The sequence below is a fragment of the Ruminococcus sp. D54t1_190329_F1 genome (assembly GCF_015551645.1).
In the GTDB taxonomy this organism is placed as follows: Bacteria; Bacillota; Clostridia; order Lachnospirales; family Lachnospiraceae; genus Blautia_A; species Blautia_A faecis.
The window spans coordinates 23,686-41,005 of record NZ_JADNDC010000005.1 but is presented as its reverse complement, the minus strand read 5'-3'; the positions used below and the strand labels follow the sequence as shown (position 1 = coordinate 41,005).

Here is a 17,320-nt window from a genome sequence, read left to right as displayed (position 1 = left end):
TCTGTCTGCGACTTTGCCATGAAAAAAGGAGAAAGCGAAGATGAGTGAATATGCAATTGAAATGCTGGGAATAACCAAGCGTTTTCCCGGAATCATCGCAAATGACAATATCACACTTCAGTTAAAAAAAGGTGAGATCCACGCTCTGCTTGGCGAAAATGGAGCAGGTAAATCCACTTTGATGAGCGTTCTGTTCGGTCTGTATCAGCCGGAAGAGGGCGAGATCCACAAAGATGGAAAGAAAGTTGAGATCAAAGATCCAAACGATGCAAATGACCTGGGCATTGGAATGGTACATCAGCATTTCAAATTGGTAGAATGCTTCAGTGTTCTGGATAATATTATCCTTGGCGTTGAGACTACAAAAAACGGTTTCCTTCAGAAAGAGGGCGCACGTAAAAAGGTTATGGCCCTTTCCGAAAAATATGGTCTTTCTGTAGATCCGGATGCCATTATCGAGGATACCACAGTAGGTATGCAGCAGAGAACCGAGATTCTGAAAATGCTTTACCGTGACAACGAGATCCTGATCTTTGATGAGCCTACCGCAGTACTTACTCCGCAGGAAATCCAGGAGCTTATGCAGATCATGAAAAATCTGGCAGCCGAAGGAAAGAGCATTCTGTTCATTACCCACAAGCTTGGTGAGATCATGCAGGTTGCAGACCGCTGTACCGTTCTTCGAAAGGGAAAATACATTGGAACAGTAGACATTAAGGATACAAATCCGGAGAAGCTTTCTGCCATGATGGTAGGACGAGATGTAAACTTTGTTGTAGAGAAAGAAGAAGCAAAGCCAGGTGAAGTTGTTCTGGATATCAAAGATATGGTGGTGGGTTCCAAACGTCATAAGAATAATGCAGTTAATGGTGTTTCCCTTCAGGTCCACAGAGGTGAGATCGTATGTATCGCCGGAATCGACGGAAATGGCCAGACCGAATTTGTTTACGGACTTTCCGGTCTGGAGCCACTGAAGAGCGGCACCATTACTATGAATGGAAAAGACATTACTCACATGCCAATCCGTGAGCGCCTTACCTCCGGCATGAGCCATATCCCGGAAGACCGTCACAAACATGGTCTGGTACTTGATTATTCCCTGGAAGACAACATCGTCCTTCAGAGATATTTCGAACCACAGTTTACCAATAAACTGGGCTTTTTGAAACGCAAAGAGATTCGCAAATATGCCAACCGCCTGATCGAACAGTACGATATTCGTTCCGGTCAGGGTGCCATCACCAAGGCGAGATCCATGTCTGGTGGAAACCAGCAGAAAGCAATCATTGCCCGTGAGATCGACAAGAATCCGGAGCTTTTGATCGCAGTTCAGCCTACCCGTGGTCTGGATGTTGGAGCAATCGAGCATGTTCACAAACAGCTGGTACAGGCAAGGGATGCAGGCAAAGGCGTTCTTCTGATCAGTCTGGAGCTGGATGAGGTTATGAATGTATCAGACAGGATTCTGGTAATGTACGAAGGTGAAATCGTAGGAGAATTTGATCCGAAGAAAGTAACCGTAGAGGAACTTGGCCTTTACATGGCAGGATCAAAGAGAAAGGAGACGAAGAGCAATGAATAATGAATCCAAAAAGAAAGAAAGCATTCTGAGAAACAATGCGGTTCAGACCATCATTGCCTCTCTTTTATGCATTGTGATTGGTCTTCTCATCGGTTATCTGGTACTTCTTATTATCAATCCTGCAGGAGCTGCAAGTGCGATTACCGCAATTATCAAGAATTATTTTTACTATCCAAGCCAGAAGGCTATGATGAAATATATGGGAACCACACTGGTAAAGGCTTCCGCACTTCTGATGTGTTCCCTGTCCGTTCTGTTTGCTTACAAGGTTGGACTTTTTAACATTGGAGCAGCAGGACAGTATGTAGTTGGAGCCGGAGCTTCTCTGTATTTTGCGTTAAAGCTTGGTATGCCCTGGTATGTATGCATGATCGCAGCAATCGTGATCGCAGCCCTGGTAGGCGGCATCTCTGGTGCACTGAAGGCTTATTTCAATGTAAACGAAGTTATTTCCTGTATCATGCTGAACTGGATTTCCCTGTATGTGGTGAATATGATTCTTACCCAGGTGAAATCCGAGTCTACTCCATACACCGTAGATCTTTCCAGCGGCAATAAGAGCGCTCTTCTTCCTAACTGTGGACTGGACGAGATCTTTTCCGGAAACAAATTCGTATCCATCGGTCTTATTATTTCCGTGGTAATGGCGATTGTAGTGTGGGTACTTCTGGAAAAAACAAAATTCGGTTTTGAGCTTCGCGCAACAGGTATGAACAAAAATGCTGCAAAATACTGCGGCATGAAAGAGAAGAGAAATACCATTGTAACCATGATGATCGCGGGCGGTCTTGCAGGACTTGGCGCAGCTGTTTTCTATCTCAGTGGAATTGAGACCTGGATGGTTCAGCAGACAACCGTTCCGGGCATGGGCTTTAATGGAATCGCAGCAGCCTTCCTTGGCGGCCTTCATCCCATCGGAGCGATTTTCTCCTCTTATTTTATCCAGCACATTACAAGTGGTGGAAGCTATGTAGATAAGACCATGTATTGTGCACAGATTTCGGATCTGATCTCTGCGTTTATCATTTATCTGTGCGGATTTGTATTCTTCTTCAAACTCTGGTTAAACCGTTATCTCGACAAGAGAGATGAGAAAAAAGCTGCAAAAGGAGGAGAAAAATAATGTTATTATTGATTCAGTATACATTAATATTTGCTTCTGTATTGATTCTCGTAGCACTTGGCGGCTGTTTTTCCGAGCACAGCGGTGTCATCAACATTGGTCTTGAGGGAATTATGGTTATGGGTGCACTTGGCGGTGCCCTGATGATGAAATATCTTCCGGATTCCGCTCTGGCACCAGTTGTGATCCTTCTGGTGGTTCTGGCCAGTGTACTTGTGGGAATGATATTTTCCCTGCTCCTTGGTGTGGCTGCCATTCATTTCAATGCAGACCAGACACTGGTTGGTACGGCCCTGAATCTTCTTGGACCGGCTGCAGCCGTTGTTATCGTAAGAGCCATCAACATGGCAGAAAACCCAGACAACGTTTCTTCCACAGTTGCCTACAAGGTGGCTAAGAAAGCGTTTCTGATAAGAATTGGAAAATTTGAATTCAGCTGGTTCATGCTTTTTGCACTGCTGATCCTCATTGCTTCTTATGTGGTACTTTATAAGACCAGATTTGGACTTCGTCTGATGGCATGTGGTGAGCATCCACAGGCAGCCGATTCGGTAGGTATCAATGTTTTTAAAATGCGTTACGCAGGCGTTTTGATCTCCGGCGCACTTGGCGGTCTTGGAGGACTGGTTTATATTACTGCCGGTGTAAGTGAGTGGAAATTTGAGAACGGAGTTGCTGGTTTTGGTTTTCTTGCACTTGCTGTTATGATCTTCGGACAGTGGAAGCCGGTAAACATCGGACTGGCAGCCCTTCTGTTCGGTCTTTTCCGTGCGCTGTCAAACGTTTACACAGGATTTGATGCTCTGGTAGCACTGAAGCTTCCCAGCACATTATACAACATGTTCCCGTATATTATTTCCCTGATCGTTCTGGTGTTTGTATCCAAGAACTCCAGAGCTCCGAAGGCGGAAGGTATTCCATACGATAAAGGACAGAGGTGATATACTATGAAAAACTATTCTGAAGATGCCAGCAGGCAGTATCATATCCAGGTTGCAAAGGGGGAAGTTGGCCGTTATGTGATCATGCCGGGAGACCCGAAAAGGTGTGTGAAAATCGCCCAGTATTTTGATAACCCGGTTCTCATTGCAGACAACAGAGAATATATCACATATACAGGAACCCTGGATGGTGTGAAAGTCAGCGTGACATCCACCGGAATCGGCGGACCGTCTGCTTCCATTGCCATGGAAGAGCTTTCCCGGTGCGGCGCAGATACTTTTGTCCGCATTGGAACCTGCGGCGGTATGCAGCCTGAGGTAAAAAGCGGAGATATCGTAATTGCCACAGGTGCCATCCGTATGGAGGGAACCAGCCGGGAATATGCCCCCATCGAGTATCCGGCAGTAGCCAATCTGGACGTGACAAACGCCCTTGTGGCAGCTGCGAAAGAAAAGGGACTTTCCTGTCATACAGGTGTTGTCCAGTGCAAAGACGCTTTTTACGGACAGCATGAGCCTGAAGCGATGCCAGTTGGTTATGAGCTGCTCAATAAATGGGAGGCCTGGAAGAAAATGGGCTGTCTTGCCTCTGAGATGGAATCTGCAGCGCTTTTTATCGCAGCTGGAAAGCTTCGTGCCAGAGCTGGCTCCTGTTTCCTGGTGCTTGCAAATCAGGAAAGAGAGAAGCTGGGACTGGATAATCCGGTTGTGCATGATACAGATATGGCAATCCAGGTGGCTGTTGAAGCTGTGAGAAAGCTGATCCGGGAAGATTCGTCGAATTAAGACCGTGACATCGCAAGATGCACGCCCCACTTTGCGGTATATTTTGCCTGAATTCGGTTGCCGTAGCCCGCTACGGCGCCCTCATCCGGGCGAAATCTCCCACAAATTGTGATGCACATCTTGCAGAAAGCCTTTTTCAAACACGCTCTAGACAATCAAATAAAGAACAGATATGAATTCTGCCAGTAAATTGCGATACAGTAATTTCGGGCAATATAAAGAGACAATAGAAATGAGGAAAATAAATGGACGTAAAAGAGATTTTAAAACATGTGGATCATACCCTTCTTCTCCAGCCATCTACCTGGGAAGAAATCAAACAGATTTGTGACGATGCGATGGAATACGGAACTGCATCTGTATGCATTCCGCCAAGCTATGTAAAACAGGCAGCAGAATACATGAATGGAAAAATGGCAGTGTGCACGGTTATCGGCTTCCCAAATGGCTACATGACAACAGCAGCCAAGGAATTCGAAACAAAAGATGCTCTTGCAAATGGTGCTTCCGAAATCGATATGGTAATCAATATTGGCTGGCTGAAAGATCAGAAATATGACCTGATTGAGAACGAGATCCGCACCTTAAAAGCTGCATGTGGTGACAAGATCCTGAAGGTTATCATTGAAACCTGCTTCCTCACAGATGAGGAAAAAATTAAAATGTGCCAGATTGTAACAGAAGCAGGCGCAGATTATATTAAGACCTCTACCGGTTTTGGCGGTGCAGGTGCAACCTTTGCAGACATTGAGCTTTTCTCCCGACATATCGGACCAAATGTAAAAATGAAAGCAGCAGGCGGAATTTCTTCCCTGGAGGATGCAGAGAAGTTCCTTGCACTTGGTGCAGACCGACTGGGAACCAGCCGGATTATAAAGATTGTAAAGAATGAGAAAGCTACAGGATATTGATTTGTTTATTGACTGTAAAGGTGAACAGATGCTGTCCCTGGAATTGGTCAGATTATAACGACGCTCATTGAGAAGAGAGTGATGTTGTCGGAGACAATCAGAAAATGTTAATGAATAAGAAAGAGGTGTGAAAATGGAAAAAGAGATGATCAACCAGCTGATTGATACAGCAATCCACCAGCTGAAATATTCCTATACACCATATTCCAATTTTAAAGTAGGCGCAGCCCTCCTTGCAAAAAATGGGCAGGTTTACACAGGCTGCAACATTGAAAATGCCGGGTACACAGCCACAAACTGTGCGGAGCGTACCGCCTTTTTTAAGGCAGTAAGCGAAGGGGTGAAGGATTTTCAGGCTATCTGTGTTGTCGGCGGTAAGGCTGGCGTGCTCACAGAATATGCAGCTCCCTGCGGCGTGTGCCGACAGGTCATGATGGAGTTTTGCAACCCGGAAACCTTCCAGGTCATTCTGGCGGTGGACAAAGAGCATTATGATGTGTATACACTAAAAGAACTCCTGCCGTTAGGCTTCGGACCTTCTAATCTGGCATGAAAGCTGCTGACTGGAGAATAGTATTATGAAGTATGTCGGAAAATGCCGAAAACAGAGTGATCTGGCATTGAATCCGGCAGTTATAAAGCAGCATAAAGAATTGCAGGAGAAAAAATTATGACAATCGAACAATTAAAAGCACTACCCAAGGCAGAGCTTCACTGTCATCTGGACGGGTCTTTAAGCCGGGAGTTCATGGAGAGCCAGCTGGGAAGAAGGGTACAGCCGGAAGAGCTTAGCGTGTCTGATGACTGCACAAGCCTTGCAGAATACCTTGAGAAATTTTCGCTTCCGGGTCAGTGTATTATGGATGAAAAAGGGCTTGAGGCAGCTGGCTACGACGTACTTCGCACCATGAGCCAGGAAAATGTACGCTACGCAGAAATCCGTTTTGCACCTCTTCTTTCAGAGACCTCCGGAATGAACTGCCGTGCTGTGATCGAGGCAGTATTAAAAGGCCTTGAGCGGGGCAGAGCAGATTTTGGAACGGAGTTTGGTGTGATTACCTGTGCCATGCGTCATCACAGCCAGGAGGACAACAGCCGGATGATAAAAACAGCCCGTGAATATCTGGGCTATGGTGTGTGTGCAGCGGATCTGGCAGGTGCGGAAGCAGCATATCCCATGGCACAGTTTATGGAGCTTTTTCAGAACACCCGTAAGCTGGAAATGCCCTTTACCCTTCATGCAGGAGAGTGTGGAAGCGTACAGAACATTGTGGATGCTGTAAAAGCGGGAGCCGGCAGGATCGGACATGGAATCGCCATGCGAGGCCATTATAATATTCAAAAAGAGCTGGCTGACAGAGGCATTGGAATTGAAATGTGTCCTATCAGCAATCTTCAGACAAAAGCGGTAAACAGTCCGTCAGAATATCCCATCCGGGAATTTCTGAACACAGGATTGAAGGTTTCCATAAACACGGACAACCGTACAGTGAGCAACACAAGCCTTACCAAAGAGCTTCAGTTCATCCAGAACACGTATGGCATTCAGGAGGAAGAGATACGGCTGATGATGAAGAATGCAGTGGATACGGCATTTGCCACTGATGAGGTGAAAGCGAGATTGTATTCTGAACTGGGAATAAAAGGATAAAATATTGGAAACGAGGGATTTTATTTTGAAAAAATATGAAAGGATTTTCGTGATCGTTCTGGATTCTCTGGGAATCGGTGCCATGCCGGATTCAGAGAAATTCGGGGATGTGGGAGTGGATACATTCGGACATATTCTGGATAAAATGGGCTCCCTGGAAATACCAAATCTTAAGAAGCTTGGAATGTTAAATCTTCATCCGGCAGGAAATATGCAAGGTGTGGAGAAGCCGATTGGCCGTTACATGCGCGTAAGCGAAGCCAGCAATGGCAAGGATACCATGACCGGCCATTGGGAAATGATGGGAATTAAGACAGAGAAGCCGTTTAAGACTTTCACAGACACCGGCTTTCCGCCGGAGCTGATCGCGGAGCTGGAGAAGCGCTGCGGCAAGCGCGTGATTGGAAACAAGAGCGCCAGCGGAACGGAGATCATTGAAGAGCTTGGGGAGGAAGAAATCCATACAGGTGCCATGATCGTGTATACTTCAGCCGACTCTGTTCTTCAGATCTGCGGAAATGAGGAAACCTTTGATCTTCAGAATTTGTATCGCTGCTGCGAGATCGCAAGAGAAATTACACGGAAGGATGAATGGCGTGTAGGCCGTGTCATCGCCAGACCATACGTTGGCAAAAAGAAAGGTGAGTTCAGGCGAACAAGTAATCGTCATGACTATGCTTTGAAGCCAACAGGTCTGACTGCATTAAATGCGTTAAAGGATAATGGGCTGGATGTGATCGGTGTAGGGAAGATCAACGATATTTTCTGCGGCGAAGGAATCACAAAGACCTATCATTCTGACAGCTCCGTACACGGTATGGAGCAGACCATCCAGATCTGCAAAGAGGACTTCAGGGGACTTTGCTTTGTGAATCTGGTTGACTTCGATGCCCTGTGGGGACACAGACGAAATGTGGAAGGCTACGGCAAAGAAATCGAGAAGTTTGACAGGAATCTGGGCGTTCTTTTGGAAGAGCTTCGGGAGGATGACCTTCTTATTCTTACCGCAGACCACGGGAATGATCCCACCTATAGCGGCACTGACCATACCAGAGAGTATGTTCCCTTCCTGGCTTATTCCAAGACTATGAAAGAGGGTGGCCCCCTTGAAAACGAGGATACTTTTTCCGTTATTGGCGCATCAGTGGCAGATAATTTTGACGTGAAAATGCCGGAAGGAACTATCGGACATTCCATTCTTGAGAAATTATGCTAAAATAGAAAAGCAGCTGTTGGATAGCGGTTGTATATCCGGTGGATTGCTTGCTTTTGCGACAGAACCCGGATAGAAACAAATGATTTGCAGCACATGGCAGAAGATGAGGAAATCATATGAAACACACTTATTTACACGATGTACTTCCATTCCTTCGTGAACTGGAACGTGAGAAACAGAAACAATTTGAGGCTTATTTCCGTACTGCGCCATTATGGCTTATGGACCTGTTTCAGAGTGAGATAATGGAAGCCGGAACTACTTTTATCAGGGAAAATGAACCGGCAGATACGATTTTCTTTGTTGCCAGAGGAAGAGTAAAAGCTACAGATTACCGGATTTCCGGCATTGCCTATGATTTTATGAAGCCCATGAATCTCATTGCGCTTGGTGGTATGGAAGTGATCCTGGGACAGGATACCTACCAGACCACCCTGCAGACAGAGACAGAGTGTATTGTTACCAAGCTTCCAAGAGCGCAGTATGAGAAATGGATTTATTCAGATACGGAAGCTTTTCGCATGGAGGCAAAGCTTACCTGTGCTTCCCTGTTGGAGGAAGAGCGGCGGAACCGTCTGTACCTGTTTTTGGAAGGGGCTGACAGATTAGCTGTACTTTTTTCGGAATGGTTTGAAAAATATAACAAAAATGACATTTTATGCATCGGCGAAAGCCGGCAGAATCTGGCAGATGAGACAGGCCTTTGCCTGAAAAGCATCAGCCGCGCCATCAAGAAGTTTCAGGCAGAACAGCTGATCGTGAAAAAAGGAAATCAGATCTGTATCGACAGGAAGCAGTACGAAAGGCTGAAGCGGACTGTGGATGAGAAAATCGGCAACGTATAAACGGAACACAAGACTATAGCAAAACGCATGGTATTGAAGGCTTTCTGTTTATATGAAAATAATGTTATAAGCTGTCCTGGCGATAAGCCGGATAGCTGCAGATAAAGGAGAAGGTGTACATGAGCGATTTATATCAGAAATTAGAGACTTGCCTTGCAAGTGTTAGAAAAAAGACAGATTTTAAACCGGAAGTGGCGCTGATCCTGGGATCCGGCCTTGGAGATTATGCAGATGAGATCCAGATCGAAACCACCATTGACTATACAGAGATTGAGGGCTTTCCAACCTCCACAGTTGCAGGTCACAAAGGCAGATTTGTATTTGGATATGTGAAAAATGTGCCGGTTGTGATCATGCAGGGAAGAGTGCATTACTATGAAGGCTATCCAATGACGGATGTAGTTCTTCCCACCAGATTGATGGGCATGATGGGGGCGAAGAAGCTGTTTCTTACAAATGCAGCCGGTGGAGTGAATCCGAATTTTAAACCAGGTGATTTTATGATGATCACCGATCACATTACCACAGGAATCCCGAGTCCGCTGATCGGACCGAACATTGAGGAACTGGGAAGCAGATTTCCGGATATGAGTGAGGTATACAGCAGACGATTGCGAGAGGTGATCCGTGCCAGTGCAGAAAAATGCGGTATAGATCTCCAGGAGGGCGTATATGTGCAGTTTACAGGTCCTGCCTATGAAACTCCGGCTGAAGTGAGAATGGCAGCTATATGGGGCGGTGACGCAGTTGGAATGAGCACTGCATGTGAAGCAATGGCAGCCCGTCATATGGGAATTGAAGTGTGCGGAATTTCCTGTATCACCAACATGGCAGCTGGCATTTCGAAGCAGGAGCTGAACCACAAGGAGGTTCAGGAGACTGCAGACAGAGTGGCGAAATCTTTTAAAAAGCTGGTGACGGAAATCATAGCCGGTATGTAGCCGCAAGGAAGTGCGGGTTTCATAAGAGGCAGCGCAAACCAAAAGATATAACGTAACAAAGGAGAAAAGTTATAATATGGGAATTGTTGTAATCGGTGATGTTTTTATCGATGTGAAAGGTTATTCCACAGCACCATTTATTCCTGGAGGAAGAAATGCCGGTGTGATCCAGCAGATCCATGGCGGTGTAGGAAGAAATGTAGTGGAAGATATTGCCAATATAGAGTTGAAACCAACCTTTGTCAGTCTGGTAGATGACGACGCTATGGGGGATGATGTGATCCGCAAACTGGAGCGTCATAAAGTAGATACCAGATATATGCGTAAGGTAAAAAACGGCATGGGAACCTGGCTGGCTGTCTTTGACCAGGACGGAGATGTGGTGGCATCTATTTCCAAACGTCCGGACCATCGTCCGATAGAGCAGATCCTGGATGAACACGGAGATGAAATTTTCCAGGATGCGGACAGCGTTGTGATCGAGATTGATATTGACAAGGAAATTGTGAAGAAGACCTTTCACTATGCAGAGAAATACGGCAAAAAAGTATACGCTCTTGTATCGAATATGACCATTGCAATCGAAAGACGTGACTTCTTAAGGCGGACAGCCTGCTTTGTATGCAACCAGCAGGAAGCGGGCATCCTGTTTTCGGAGGATTACGGTGGCCTGAAGCCTGAAGAGATGGCCCGGTGTCTGGCAAAAAGAATCCAGTCCGCCCATATTCCAAAGATGGTGGTTACCATGGGAAGTGATGGTGCAGCTTATGCAGATCAGGAAGGAAACTGGGGCGTTTATCCAGCTATGAAGGTAGATGTGGTTGACACCACAGGCGCGGGAGATGCCTTTTTTGCAGGTGTGTGCGTAGGCCTTACCTATGGAAAAACAATGAGAGAGGCATGTGCCATTGGTACCCGTCTTTCCTCAACTGTAATTTGTACCTCAGAGAACATTTGTCCGAGATTTATGCCGGAAGAATTTGATCTTGACAGGTAGGAGAAGAATATGGAAAGTCTTATTATAGGAATTGCCGGCGGCTCCGGCTCCGGTAAATCTACTTTTACAAACAGAATTAAAAAGCGTTTTGGAGATGACGTAGTAGTCCTTTATCACGACAATTATTACCGCAGACAGGATGGAATCCCTTTTGAGCAGCGTGTGACTGTGAATTATGATCATCCGGATTCTCTGGAGACAGAGCTTCTGGTGGAGCATCTGAAGCTTCTGAGGCAGGGGAAAGCTATTGACTGTCCGGTTTACGATTATTCCCAACATAACCGTTCAGACAAGATCCTTCATATCACCCCAAGTCCGGTGATCCTTGTGGAGGGAATCCTTCTTCTGGCAGATCCCAGAGTGCGTGAGCTCCTTGATATTAAGGTCTATGTGGAAGCTGATGCTGATGAGCGTATTCTTCGCCGGATTTCCCGTGATGTGGAAGAGAGGGGAAGAGATTTGAATGGAATCATTAAACAGTACTTAAACACAGTGAAACCCATGCATTACCTTTATGTAGAGCCCACTCGTTCCAAGGCTGATATTGTGATCAACAGCGGAAAGAATGACGTGGCGTTTGATCTGTTTGTTTCGAAAATCAGTATGGAATTGGAGAAACGGAAGCAGGGGTAATTACAGAAGATGTTAGCTGTAGTTTGGAAACATTGCTGTGATGATGCGGCAGAATTAGCAAATGAAAGTTGCTGTTTACGAAATGGGTGAGAATTCCGGCATAAAGAATTTTTCTGCGAAATTGGTAGATGGCAACAGATAAAAAGATACAGGAGATCAGAATGTCACAGGAAAAAGAGAACAGACAGTATGAGAATGCGCAGAGTGTGCAGGAGGGGCAGCAGCCTCATAAGCGCAGAGTGCGCTACAAAGGCAGATACCCGAAGAAATATGAGGAGAAATATAAAGAACTTCAGCCGGAGAAATACCAGGATACCATTCAGCATGTAATGCAAAAAGGGAATACCCCGGCAGGCATGCATATTTCTATTATGGTAAAAGAGATTATTGATTTTCTGGAGATCAAACCAGGACAGATTGGCTTTGATGCCACACTGGGCTACGGTGGCCATACAAAGGCCATGCTTCAGTGCCTGCAGGGACAGGGGCATATGTATGCCACTGACGTAGACCATGAGGAAGCAGCCAAGACAAAGAAAAGACTGGAAGATCTTGGCTTTGGGGAGGATATTCTGACCATTAAACTTCAGAATTTCTGTACCATTGATGAGATTGCCAAAGAAGTAGGAGGTTTTGATTTCCTTCTTGCTGATCTCGGCGTGTCCTCCATGCAGATCGATAATCCCAAGAGAGGTTTTTCCTTCAAAGCAGACGGACCTCTGGATCTGCGCTTGAATCAGGAAGCCGGGATCAGTGCGGCAGAGCGCCTGGAACATATTACCCGGGATGAGCTTGCTGGAATGCTTTATGAGAATTCAGACGAGCCATACTGTGAAGAGCTTGCCAAGGCGATCACAGATGAAATCCGCAAAGGAAACCACATGGATACCACCACAAAGCTTCGTCAGGTCATTGAGAAAACTCTGGATTTCCTTCCGGAAAAAGAGAAGAAGGAGACCATCAAAAAGACCTGCCAGCGTACCTTCCAGGCCCTTCGGATTGATGTGAACCGGGAGTTTGAGGTTCTGTATGAGTTTATGGAGAAGCTGCCGGGAGCACTGAAGCCCGGAGGAAGAGCGGCAATCCTTACGTTCCATTCAGGAGAGGATAAGCTGGTGAAGAAAGCACTGAAGGCTGGATACAAGGAGGGAATTTATTCCGATTATTCCAGAGACGTGATCCGTCCGTCAGCCCAGGAATGTGCCCAGAATGGACGCGCACGGTCTACGAAAATGCGCTGGGCGATTAAATCGGAGTAAACGCGATAAATACGCTGCGCGAGTTTGGCTCGCCTATCAAGTAAATGAGACAAAGCACGCTCTGCAAGTTTTATTCGTTATCGCGTCAGTCACCAAGGTTTTTCGTGCAGGCACGAACTTTGGCTCGCCTATCGCATAAATAAAATGGGGAGGAACCGCATCACTGCAGTTCCATCCCCCATATCTTACAATCTCTGGTTCCCACAACCATATAACTTTGATATACAGCAGGAGATGCTTCGATGACTCCCTCACTGATCTGGTGGCAGTCAAGAACATCTCCTGTTTTTCCATCCAGAAGATAGATATGTCCTGTGCTGTTGCAGTAGAGAACCTTTCCGCTGCTATCCGGATTGTATACACATACAGGTGAAGACCAGGCATAGGCAGATTCATGCTCCCAGTTTACTTTCCCGGTATTTTTATCAATGCATGCAAGTACACCTTGTGCCTGTCCACTGGTTCTGGCAACTGTCACATAAATGTTATCCGACAATTCTTCTTTCCCAACAGCGATGGTAGACTGTACACCGCCTGAAACACTGTCCTCGGAGGAACAGTCGTAAGAGGTCTGCCAGATGATCTCTCCTGTCTCCGCATCAATTTTCCAGACAGGAACCTCTGCAGTGGTGCTGCTTCGCCAGCCCAGGCGGAAAGAGGTGCTGACATACAGGTAAAGGTGTCCGTCCTCCACAGACAAAACGGGAGTAGAGTTGGAGTCATCCAGAATATCCTGCACCCATACAAGCTGCAGGGTATTCAGATCCAGGCACATTAGATTGCCGCCATTATCAGCAATAAAAAGATAACCGTCATAGATGGCTGCGCTGTCCTCCATGCCAAGCCAGTAGGAGCCTACGCTGGTACGTGTTCCGTAGTAGCGCCATTTTACAATGTGATCCGGATTTATGGACAAGGTGCCTGCTTCCGGGTCATAACTGGTATTCAGTTTGATCAGATAAAGAATTCCGTTCTCTCCTGGATAGATCAGGGTATCTGTGGCAGCATCCACAAGGGCGGAGGAATCAAAGTAGCTTAAATTTCCGCGAAGGGAAAATTCATCATTATTTCCAAAGGTATACATCACACTGCAGTCCAGAAGATTCACAACAAAGACCCTGGCAGTGCCTTCATTGCTGTCATAACCTGCGCCGACATACATAATTGGATAACCTCTGGGATCAAGTGCACCTGCCCCTTTGAAGGTGAAACCAAGGTAAAGGGGATCTCTGGTAGCCTCGCCGGTTTCCAGATCTAGGAAATACACATAGCCGTCCATGCAGGCATAGATCACTTCTACAAGATCGTCTTTTTCCTTTGCCCAGTCGTACATATTCATGGACTTCTTTACTTCTTGGGACCATTTTTCCATAAGAGGCTGTCCGGTCCAGCCGCTTCCGGACCAGGTGGCATCTCCGTAAGTAATAGAGCCGGTTTTTGCTGTCCAGAGATCCTGGATTTTTCCATTTTTAATCTGTGTATTGCCATAGGCTGCAGTGTCACGGAAATTGTTTCCGCGGAAGGTGACGATTCCATCCACATCTGTGTAGCTGATCCCGGCATCGAAGGAGTGGGTATCTGTGGAGGTATAATCCGAAGTATTGGCAAGTATCTGTCCGTCCACCTCAATGTCTGTGGTTTCTATGTATAAAGATGGGCTGGTGGAATCTACGCATTTAGGAGAAAATTCTGCCGGTCTTGCCATTGCGGCTTTTACAGCGGCAAGAGAATTGGAGTCATCCATGTCCAGACCGCTGGCTTCCTCAACCATGGAAACTGTATTTACATTTTCCTGGATCTTTTTTACGAGGAAAACTCCTCCCAGTATAATAACTGCTGCAATGATCAGGATCCCTTCTGTAAGAAGAAGTTTTCGGAAGAAATATTTTTGCTGCAGCTGCTTTTTTCGTTTCCCTACTTTTCTTTTCATATTCTGAATCCTTCCCTGTTCATTTGGCAAAAATTATACAAGGTATGACTGGGAAATTCAAGATGTCAAGAGCTGTTTTGGAAATTCAATTTTCAGATTGGGAAAAAGGGCGCAATCTTTTTTCTTGACAGTGTATGGCCTGGCTTGTTAAAATATTATTTATCGTATGAAAAGGAGGAGAAAACATGCTGAAAGTATGGATCGTAGGATCTGAAGGCCAGATTGGCGAGGCAATTAATGAAGTGCTGGATCCGTTGGAAATTGAAGTTTTGAATACAGACAAAAATGCGCTTGATATTACAGAAACAGACGAAGTTCTCCATTTTGGAGAGATCAACCGTCCGGATGTGATCATCAACTGTGCTGCGATCACAGATGTAGAGCTTTGCGAGAAGCAGCCGGAGGAAGCATTTCGTGTAAACGCTTTAGGCGCCCGCAACTTAAGCCTTGTAGCAAGAAAAACAGGGGCAAAGATGGTGCAGCTTTCCACAGACGACGTTTTTGATGGGCTGGCACAGAAGCCGTACACGGAGTTTGACAATACAAACCCTAAGACTGTTTACGGAAAATCCAAGTGCGCCGGGGAGAATTATGTGAAGGAGTTTACCCACAAGCACTTTATCATCCGAAGCAACTGGGTCTTCGGAAAGGGAAATAACTTTGTAAACCGTGTTCTGGAGGCCGCAGATCAGGGCAGAGCTCTTGCTGTAGCTGAGGATCAGTATGGTTCCCCCACAAGTGCCAAAGATCTGGCAAGAATTATCCTGCATCTGATCCGCACCAATGAGTACGGAACCTATCATGCAACCTGTCAGGGTGTTTGCAATCGTTATGAATTTGCAAAGGAGATACTTCGCCTTGCAGGCAAAGAGGAGCAGCTGAATCCGGTACCTACCTCGCAGTCTGATCTTTCTTCTGCCAGACCTGCATATGCAGTTCTGGACAATTTTATCCTTCGCATTATCGATGTATATGAGATGCCTGGCTGGAAGGATTCTCTGGAAGAATTTATGAAAGAAAAACGGGAGGGCTAAGATGAGCGCGAAGAAAGAAAAGAATGTAAAAGAGAAAAAGAAGATCAGCTTAACCAGTATGATCTTTATTGCGCTGATCGCCGGAGCAATCACAGGAATGGTTCTCCATTACCTGGTGCCGGATAGCAGTGTGAAGAATGATGTGATTGTTGAAGGAGTGCTGTACGTTTTGGGACAGGGCTTTATCCGTCTTATGAAAATGCTGGTAGTACCTCTTGTTTTCTGCTCACTGGTATGTGGAAGTATGGCTATCGGTGATACTAAGAAGCTGGGAAATGTAGGTGGAAAAACACTTGCATTTTATCTGGTCACAACAGCGGTGGCAGTTGCAGTTGCCCTTGGAATCGGAACTCTTTTGAGACCGGGAATTGGTCTTGATATGAGTAAGATCCAGATAAATGCTTCCGATATTGAGACTATGGAGTCTACCTCTCTGGTTCAGACTATTCTCAATATCATTCCGGATAACCCCATCAAGTCCCTGGCAAGTGGGGAAATGCTTCAGATCATAGTGTTTGCTTTGATCATTGGTGTGATCCTGGCAAAGCTTGGGGAGCGTGCGGAGACCGTTTCCAACTTTATCAGCCAGTTTAATGATATTATGATGGAAATGACCATGATGGTTATGAGTCTGGCTCCTATTGGTGTATTCAGTCTGATCGCAAGAACCTTTGCAACCATTGGTTTCAGCGCATTTGTGCCTCTGGCAAAATATATGATCGCAGTTCTGATCGCTCTGGCAATCCAGTGTTTTGGTATATACCAGATTTTGCTGAAGCTGTTCACGGGCCTGAATCCGGTGAAGTTTATCCGAAAGTTTTTCCCGGTTATGGCCTTTGCCTTTTCCACTGCAACCTCCAATGCGACTATTCCGCTTTCTATTGATACGCTGCACAAGAAGATGGGTGTTTCCAAGAAGATTTCTTCTTTTACCATACCTCTTGGTGCGACTATCAACATGGATGGTACTTCCATTATGCAGGGAGTTGCGGTTATGTTCGCTGCCCAGGCTTTTGGAATCCAGCTGACTCCTATGGATTATATTACAGTAATCGGAACAGCCACACTGGCTTCCATTGGTACCGCAGGTATTCCAAGTGTTGGACTTGTTACTTTGACTATGGTATTTAATTCTGTTGGTCTTCCAGTTGAGGCAATCGGTATTATCATGGGTATTGACCGTATTCTGGATATGGCAAGAACAGCGGTTAATATTACCGGTGATGCTGTTTGTACGACCATTGTGGCTTGCCAGAATGGGGCTGTGGATAAAGAAGTGTTTAATAAAGCTGAATAAAAATATTGGCGTGTGTATGTGAGTTTAGACTCAGGTATGCACGTCTTTTTTTGTGTGGCGAAGGCGGACGCCTGGGAGGGGCAGTGTGTTGCGGACAACGTCAAAAAACGGGATTTTACTCCGTCGTCGATTGCAGGTTCCATAAACAAACTCGCCCATGCTGGGCTCAGACAG

17 protein-coding genes and 1 pseudogene are annotated in these 17,320 nt (G+C 46.0%); 16 read left to right on the top strand and 2 right to left on the bottom strand.

From position 1 onward, the window contains the following. Positions 1 to 40: 40 nt before the first annotated feature. The 4 genes from I2D69_RS03190 to udp are packed head-to-tail and all read left to right on the top strand — an operon-like array spanning position 41 to position 4,432. A complete protein-coding gene (locus I2D69_RS03190) occupies positions 41 to 1,582 on the top strand; it encodes an ABC transporter ATP-binding protein (RefSeq protein WP_195379383.1) in 1,542 nt (513 codons plus the stop codon). Further along, the gene (locus tag I2D69_RS03185) at positions 1,575 to 2,705 is read left to right on the top strand and encodes an ABC transporter permease (protein ID WP_195379382.1); all 1,131 of its coding nucleotides are present in this window, start codon (positions 1,575 to 1,577) and stop codon (positions 2,703 to 2,705) included. Before I2D69_RS03190 ends, I2D69_RS03185 begins: the two co-directional genes overlap by 8 nt. After that, positions 2,705 to 3,646 (top strand): ABC transporter permease, encoded by a 942-nt coding sequence (locus I2D69_RS03180; protein ID WP_148462312.1) that lies wholly within the window; start codon positions 2,705 to 2,707, stop codon positions 3,644 to 3,646. Before I2D69_RS03185 ends, I2D69_RS03180 begins: the two co-directional genes overlap by 1 nt. Positions 3,647 to 3,652: 6 nt before the next feature. After that, on the top strand, positions 3,653 to 4,432 hold the full coding sequence (udp, locus tag I2D69_RS03175; RefSeq protein ID WP_118578624.1) for a uridine phosphorylase: 780 nt from the start codon (positions 3,653 to 3,655) through the stop codon (positions 4,430 to 4,432). Here udp and I2D69_RS20695 read toward each other — a convergent pair. Beyond that, the gene (locus tag I2D69_RS20695) at positions 4,429 to 4,551 is read right to left on the bottom strand and encodes a DUF6783 domain-containing protein (RefSeq protein WP_306467769.1); all 123 of its coding nucleotides are present in this window, start codon (positions 4,549 to 4,551) and stop codon (positions 4,429 to 4,431) included. The genes udp and I2D69_RS20695 overlap by 4 nt on opposite strands. Here I2D69_RS20695 and I2D69_RS20690 point away from each other — a divergent pair. The 10 genes and pseudogenes from I2D69_RS20690 to rsmH all read left to right on the top strand — a co-directional run. Beyond that, positions 4,504 to 4,608 (top strand): annotated as a pseudogene (locus I2D69_RS20690) (DUF6783 domain-containing protein); the annotation flags it as partial. The gene I2D69_RS20695 and the pseudogene I2D69_RS20690 sit on opposite strands and share 48 nt — an antisense overlap. Before the next feature lie 69 nt (positions 4,609 to 4,677). Beyond that, positions 4,678 to 5,343 (top strand): deoxyribose-phosphate aldolase, encoded by a 666-nt coding sequence (deoC, locus tag I2D69_RS03170; RefSeq protein ID WP_173719034.1) that lies wholly within the window; start codon positions 4,678 to 4,680, stop codon positions 5,341 to 5,343. Positions 5,344 to 5,476: 133 nt separating this feature from the next. Beyond that, positions 5,477 to 5,896, top strand: coding sequence for a cytidine deaminase (locus I2D69_RS03165; protein WP_173716878.1), 420 nt, complete (start codon positions 5,477 to 5,479; stop codon positions 5,894 to 5,896). Between the two features lie 117 nt (positions 5,897 to 6,013). After that, a complete protein-coding gene (add, locus tag I2D69_RS03160) occupies positions 6,014 to 6,994 on the top strand; it encodes an adenosine deaminase (RefSeq protein ID WP_173716877.1) in 981 nt (326 codons plus the stop codon). A 25-nt stretch (positions 6,995 to 7,019) separates the two neighbouring features. Further along, entirely contained in the window at positions 7,020 to 8,210 is a 1,191-nt protein-coding gene (locus tag I2D69_RS03155) for a phosphopentomutase (protein WP_173735178.1), read from the top strand. Positions 8,211 to 8,326: 116 nt separating this feature from the next. Continuing rightward, positions 8,327 to 9,055, top strand: a complete 729-nt coding sequence (locus I2D69_RS03150; RefSeq protein WP_173719031.1) for a Crp/Fnr family transcriptional regulator — start codon at positions 8,327 to 8,329, stop codon at positions 9,053 to 9,055. A gap of 119 nt (positions 9,056 to 9,174) precedes the next feature. Then, positions 9,175 to 9,996 (top strand): purine-nucleoside phosphorylase, encoded by an 822-nt coding sequence (locus tag I2D69_RS03145; RefSeq protein WP_173770319.1) that lies wholly within the window; start codon positions 9,175 to 9,177, stop codon positions 9,994 to 9,996. Between the two features lie 76 nt (positions 9,997 to 10,072). Beyond that, the gene (locus tag I2D69_RS03140; protein ID WP_173719029.1) at positions 10,073 to 10,993 is read left to right on the top strand and encodes a PfkB family carbohydrate kinase; all 921 of its coding nucleotides are present in this window, start codon (positions 10,073 to 10,075) and stop codon (positions 10,991 to 10,993) included. 9 nt (positions 10,994 to 11,002) lie between these two features. Further along, positions 11,003 to 11,626 (top strand): uridine kinase, encoded by a 624-nt coding sequence (udk, locus tag I2D69_RS03135; RefSeq protein WP_173716872.1) that lies wholly within the window; start codon positions 11,003 to 11,005, stop codon positions 11,624 to 11,626. A 161-nt stretch (positions 11,627 to 11,787) separates the two neighbouring features. Then, a complete protein-coding gene (rsmH, locus tag I2D69_RS03130; RefSeq protein WP_195379381.1) occupies positions 11,788 to 12,885 on the top strand; it encodes a 16S rRNA (cytosine(1402)-N(4))-methyltransferase RsmH in 1,098 nt (365 codons plus the stop codon). A 160-nt stretch (positions 12,886 to 13,045) separates the two neighbouring features. On the opposite strand, the gene I2D69_RS03125 is transcribed toward rsmH, so the two are convergent. Then, positions 13,046 to 14,815, bottom strand: a complete 1,770-nt coding sequence (locus tag I2D69_RS03125; protein WP_195379380.1) for a PQQ-binding-like beta-propeller repeat protein — start codon at positions 14,813 to 14,815, stop codon at positions 13,046 to 13,048. Between the two features lie 185 nt (positions 14,816 to 15,000). On the opposite strand from I2D69_RS03125, the gene rfbD reads away from it, so the two are divergent. Continuing rightward, on the top strand, positions 15,001 to 15,849 hold the full coding sequence (gene rfbD / locus I2D69_RS03120) for a dTDP-4-dehydrorhamnose reductase (RefSeq protein ID WP_173735173.1): 849 nt from the start codon (positions 15,001 to 15,003) through the stop codon (positions 15,847 to 15,849). A gap of 1 nt (position 15,850) precedes the next feature. Beyond that, the gene (locus tag I2D69_RS03115; RefSeq protein ID WP_173735172.1) at positions 15,851 to 17,146 is read left to right on the top strand and encodes a dicarboxylate/amino acid:cation symporter; all 1,296 of its coding nucleotides are present in this window, start codon (positions 15,851 to 15,853) and stop codon (positions 17,144 to 17,146) included. The last annotated feature ends 174 nt before the right edge of the window (positions 17,147 to 17,320 follow it).

Coding starts and splice junctions, on each gene's coding strand:
- I2D69_RS03190 (WP_195379383.1), top strand. CDS start 41: ATGAGTGAATATGCAATTGAAATGCTGGGAATAACCAAGCGTTTTCCC.
- I2D69_RS03185 (WP_195379382.1), top strand. CDS start 1,575: ATGAATAATGAATCCAAAAAGAAAGAAAGCATTCTGAGAAACAATGCG.
- I2D69_RS03180 (WP_148462312.1), top strand. CDS start 2,705: ATGTTATTATTGATTCAGTATACATTAATATTTGCTTCTGTATTGATT.
- udp (WP_118578624.1), top strand. CDS start 3,653: ATGAAAAACTATTCTGAAGATGCCAGCAGGCAGTATCATATCCAGGTT.
- I2D69_RS20695 (WP_306467769.1), bottom strand. CDS start 4,551: ATGTGCATCACAATTTGTGGGAGATTTCGCCCGGATGAGGGCGCCGTA.
- deoC (WP_173719034.1), top strand. CDS start 4,678: ATGGACGTAAAAGAGATTTTAAAACATGTGGATCATACCCTTCTTCTC.
- I2D69_RS03165 (WP_173716878.1), top strand. CDS start 5,477: ATGGAAAAAGAGATGATCAACCAGCTGATTGATACAGCAATCCACCAG.
- add (WP_173716877.1), top strand. CDS start 6,014: ATGACAATCGAACAATTAAAAGCACTACCCAAGGCAGAGCTTCACTGT.
- I2D69_RS03150 (WP_173719031.1), top strand. CDS start 8,327: ATGAAACACACTTATTTACACGATGTACTTCCATTCCTTCGTGAACTG.
- I2D69_RS03145 (WP_173770319.1), top strand. CDS start 9,175: ATGAGCGATTTATATCAGAAATTAGAGACTTGCCTTGCAAGTGTTAGA.
- I2D69_RS03140 (WP_173719029.1), top strand. CDS start 10,073: ATGGGAATTGTTGTAATCGGTGATGTTTTTATCGATGTGAAAGGTTAT.
- udk (WP_173716872.1), top strand. CDS start 11,003: ATGGAAAGTCTTATTATAGGAATTGCCGGCGGCTCCGGCTCCGGTAAA.
- rsmH (WP_195379381.1), top strand. CDS start 11,788: ATGTCACAGGAAAAAGAGAACAGACAGTATGAGAATGCGCAGAGTGTG.
- I2D69_RS03125 (WP_195379380.1), bottom strand. CDS start 14,815: ATGAAAAGAAAAGTAGGGAAACGAAAAAAGCAGCTGCAGCAAAAATAT.
- rfbD (WP_173735173.1), top strand. CDS start 15,001: ATGCTGAAAGTATGGATCGTAGGATCTGAAGGCCAGATTGGCGAGGCA.
- I2D69_RS03115 (WP_173735172.1), top strand. CDS start 15,851: ATGAGCGCGAAGAAAGAAAAGAATGTAAAAGAGAAAAAGAAGATCAGC.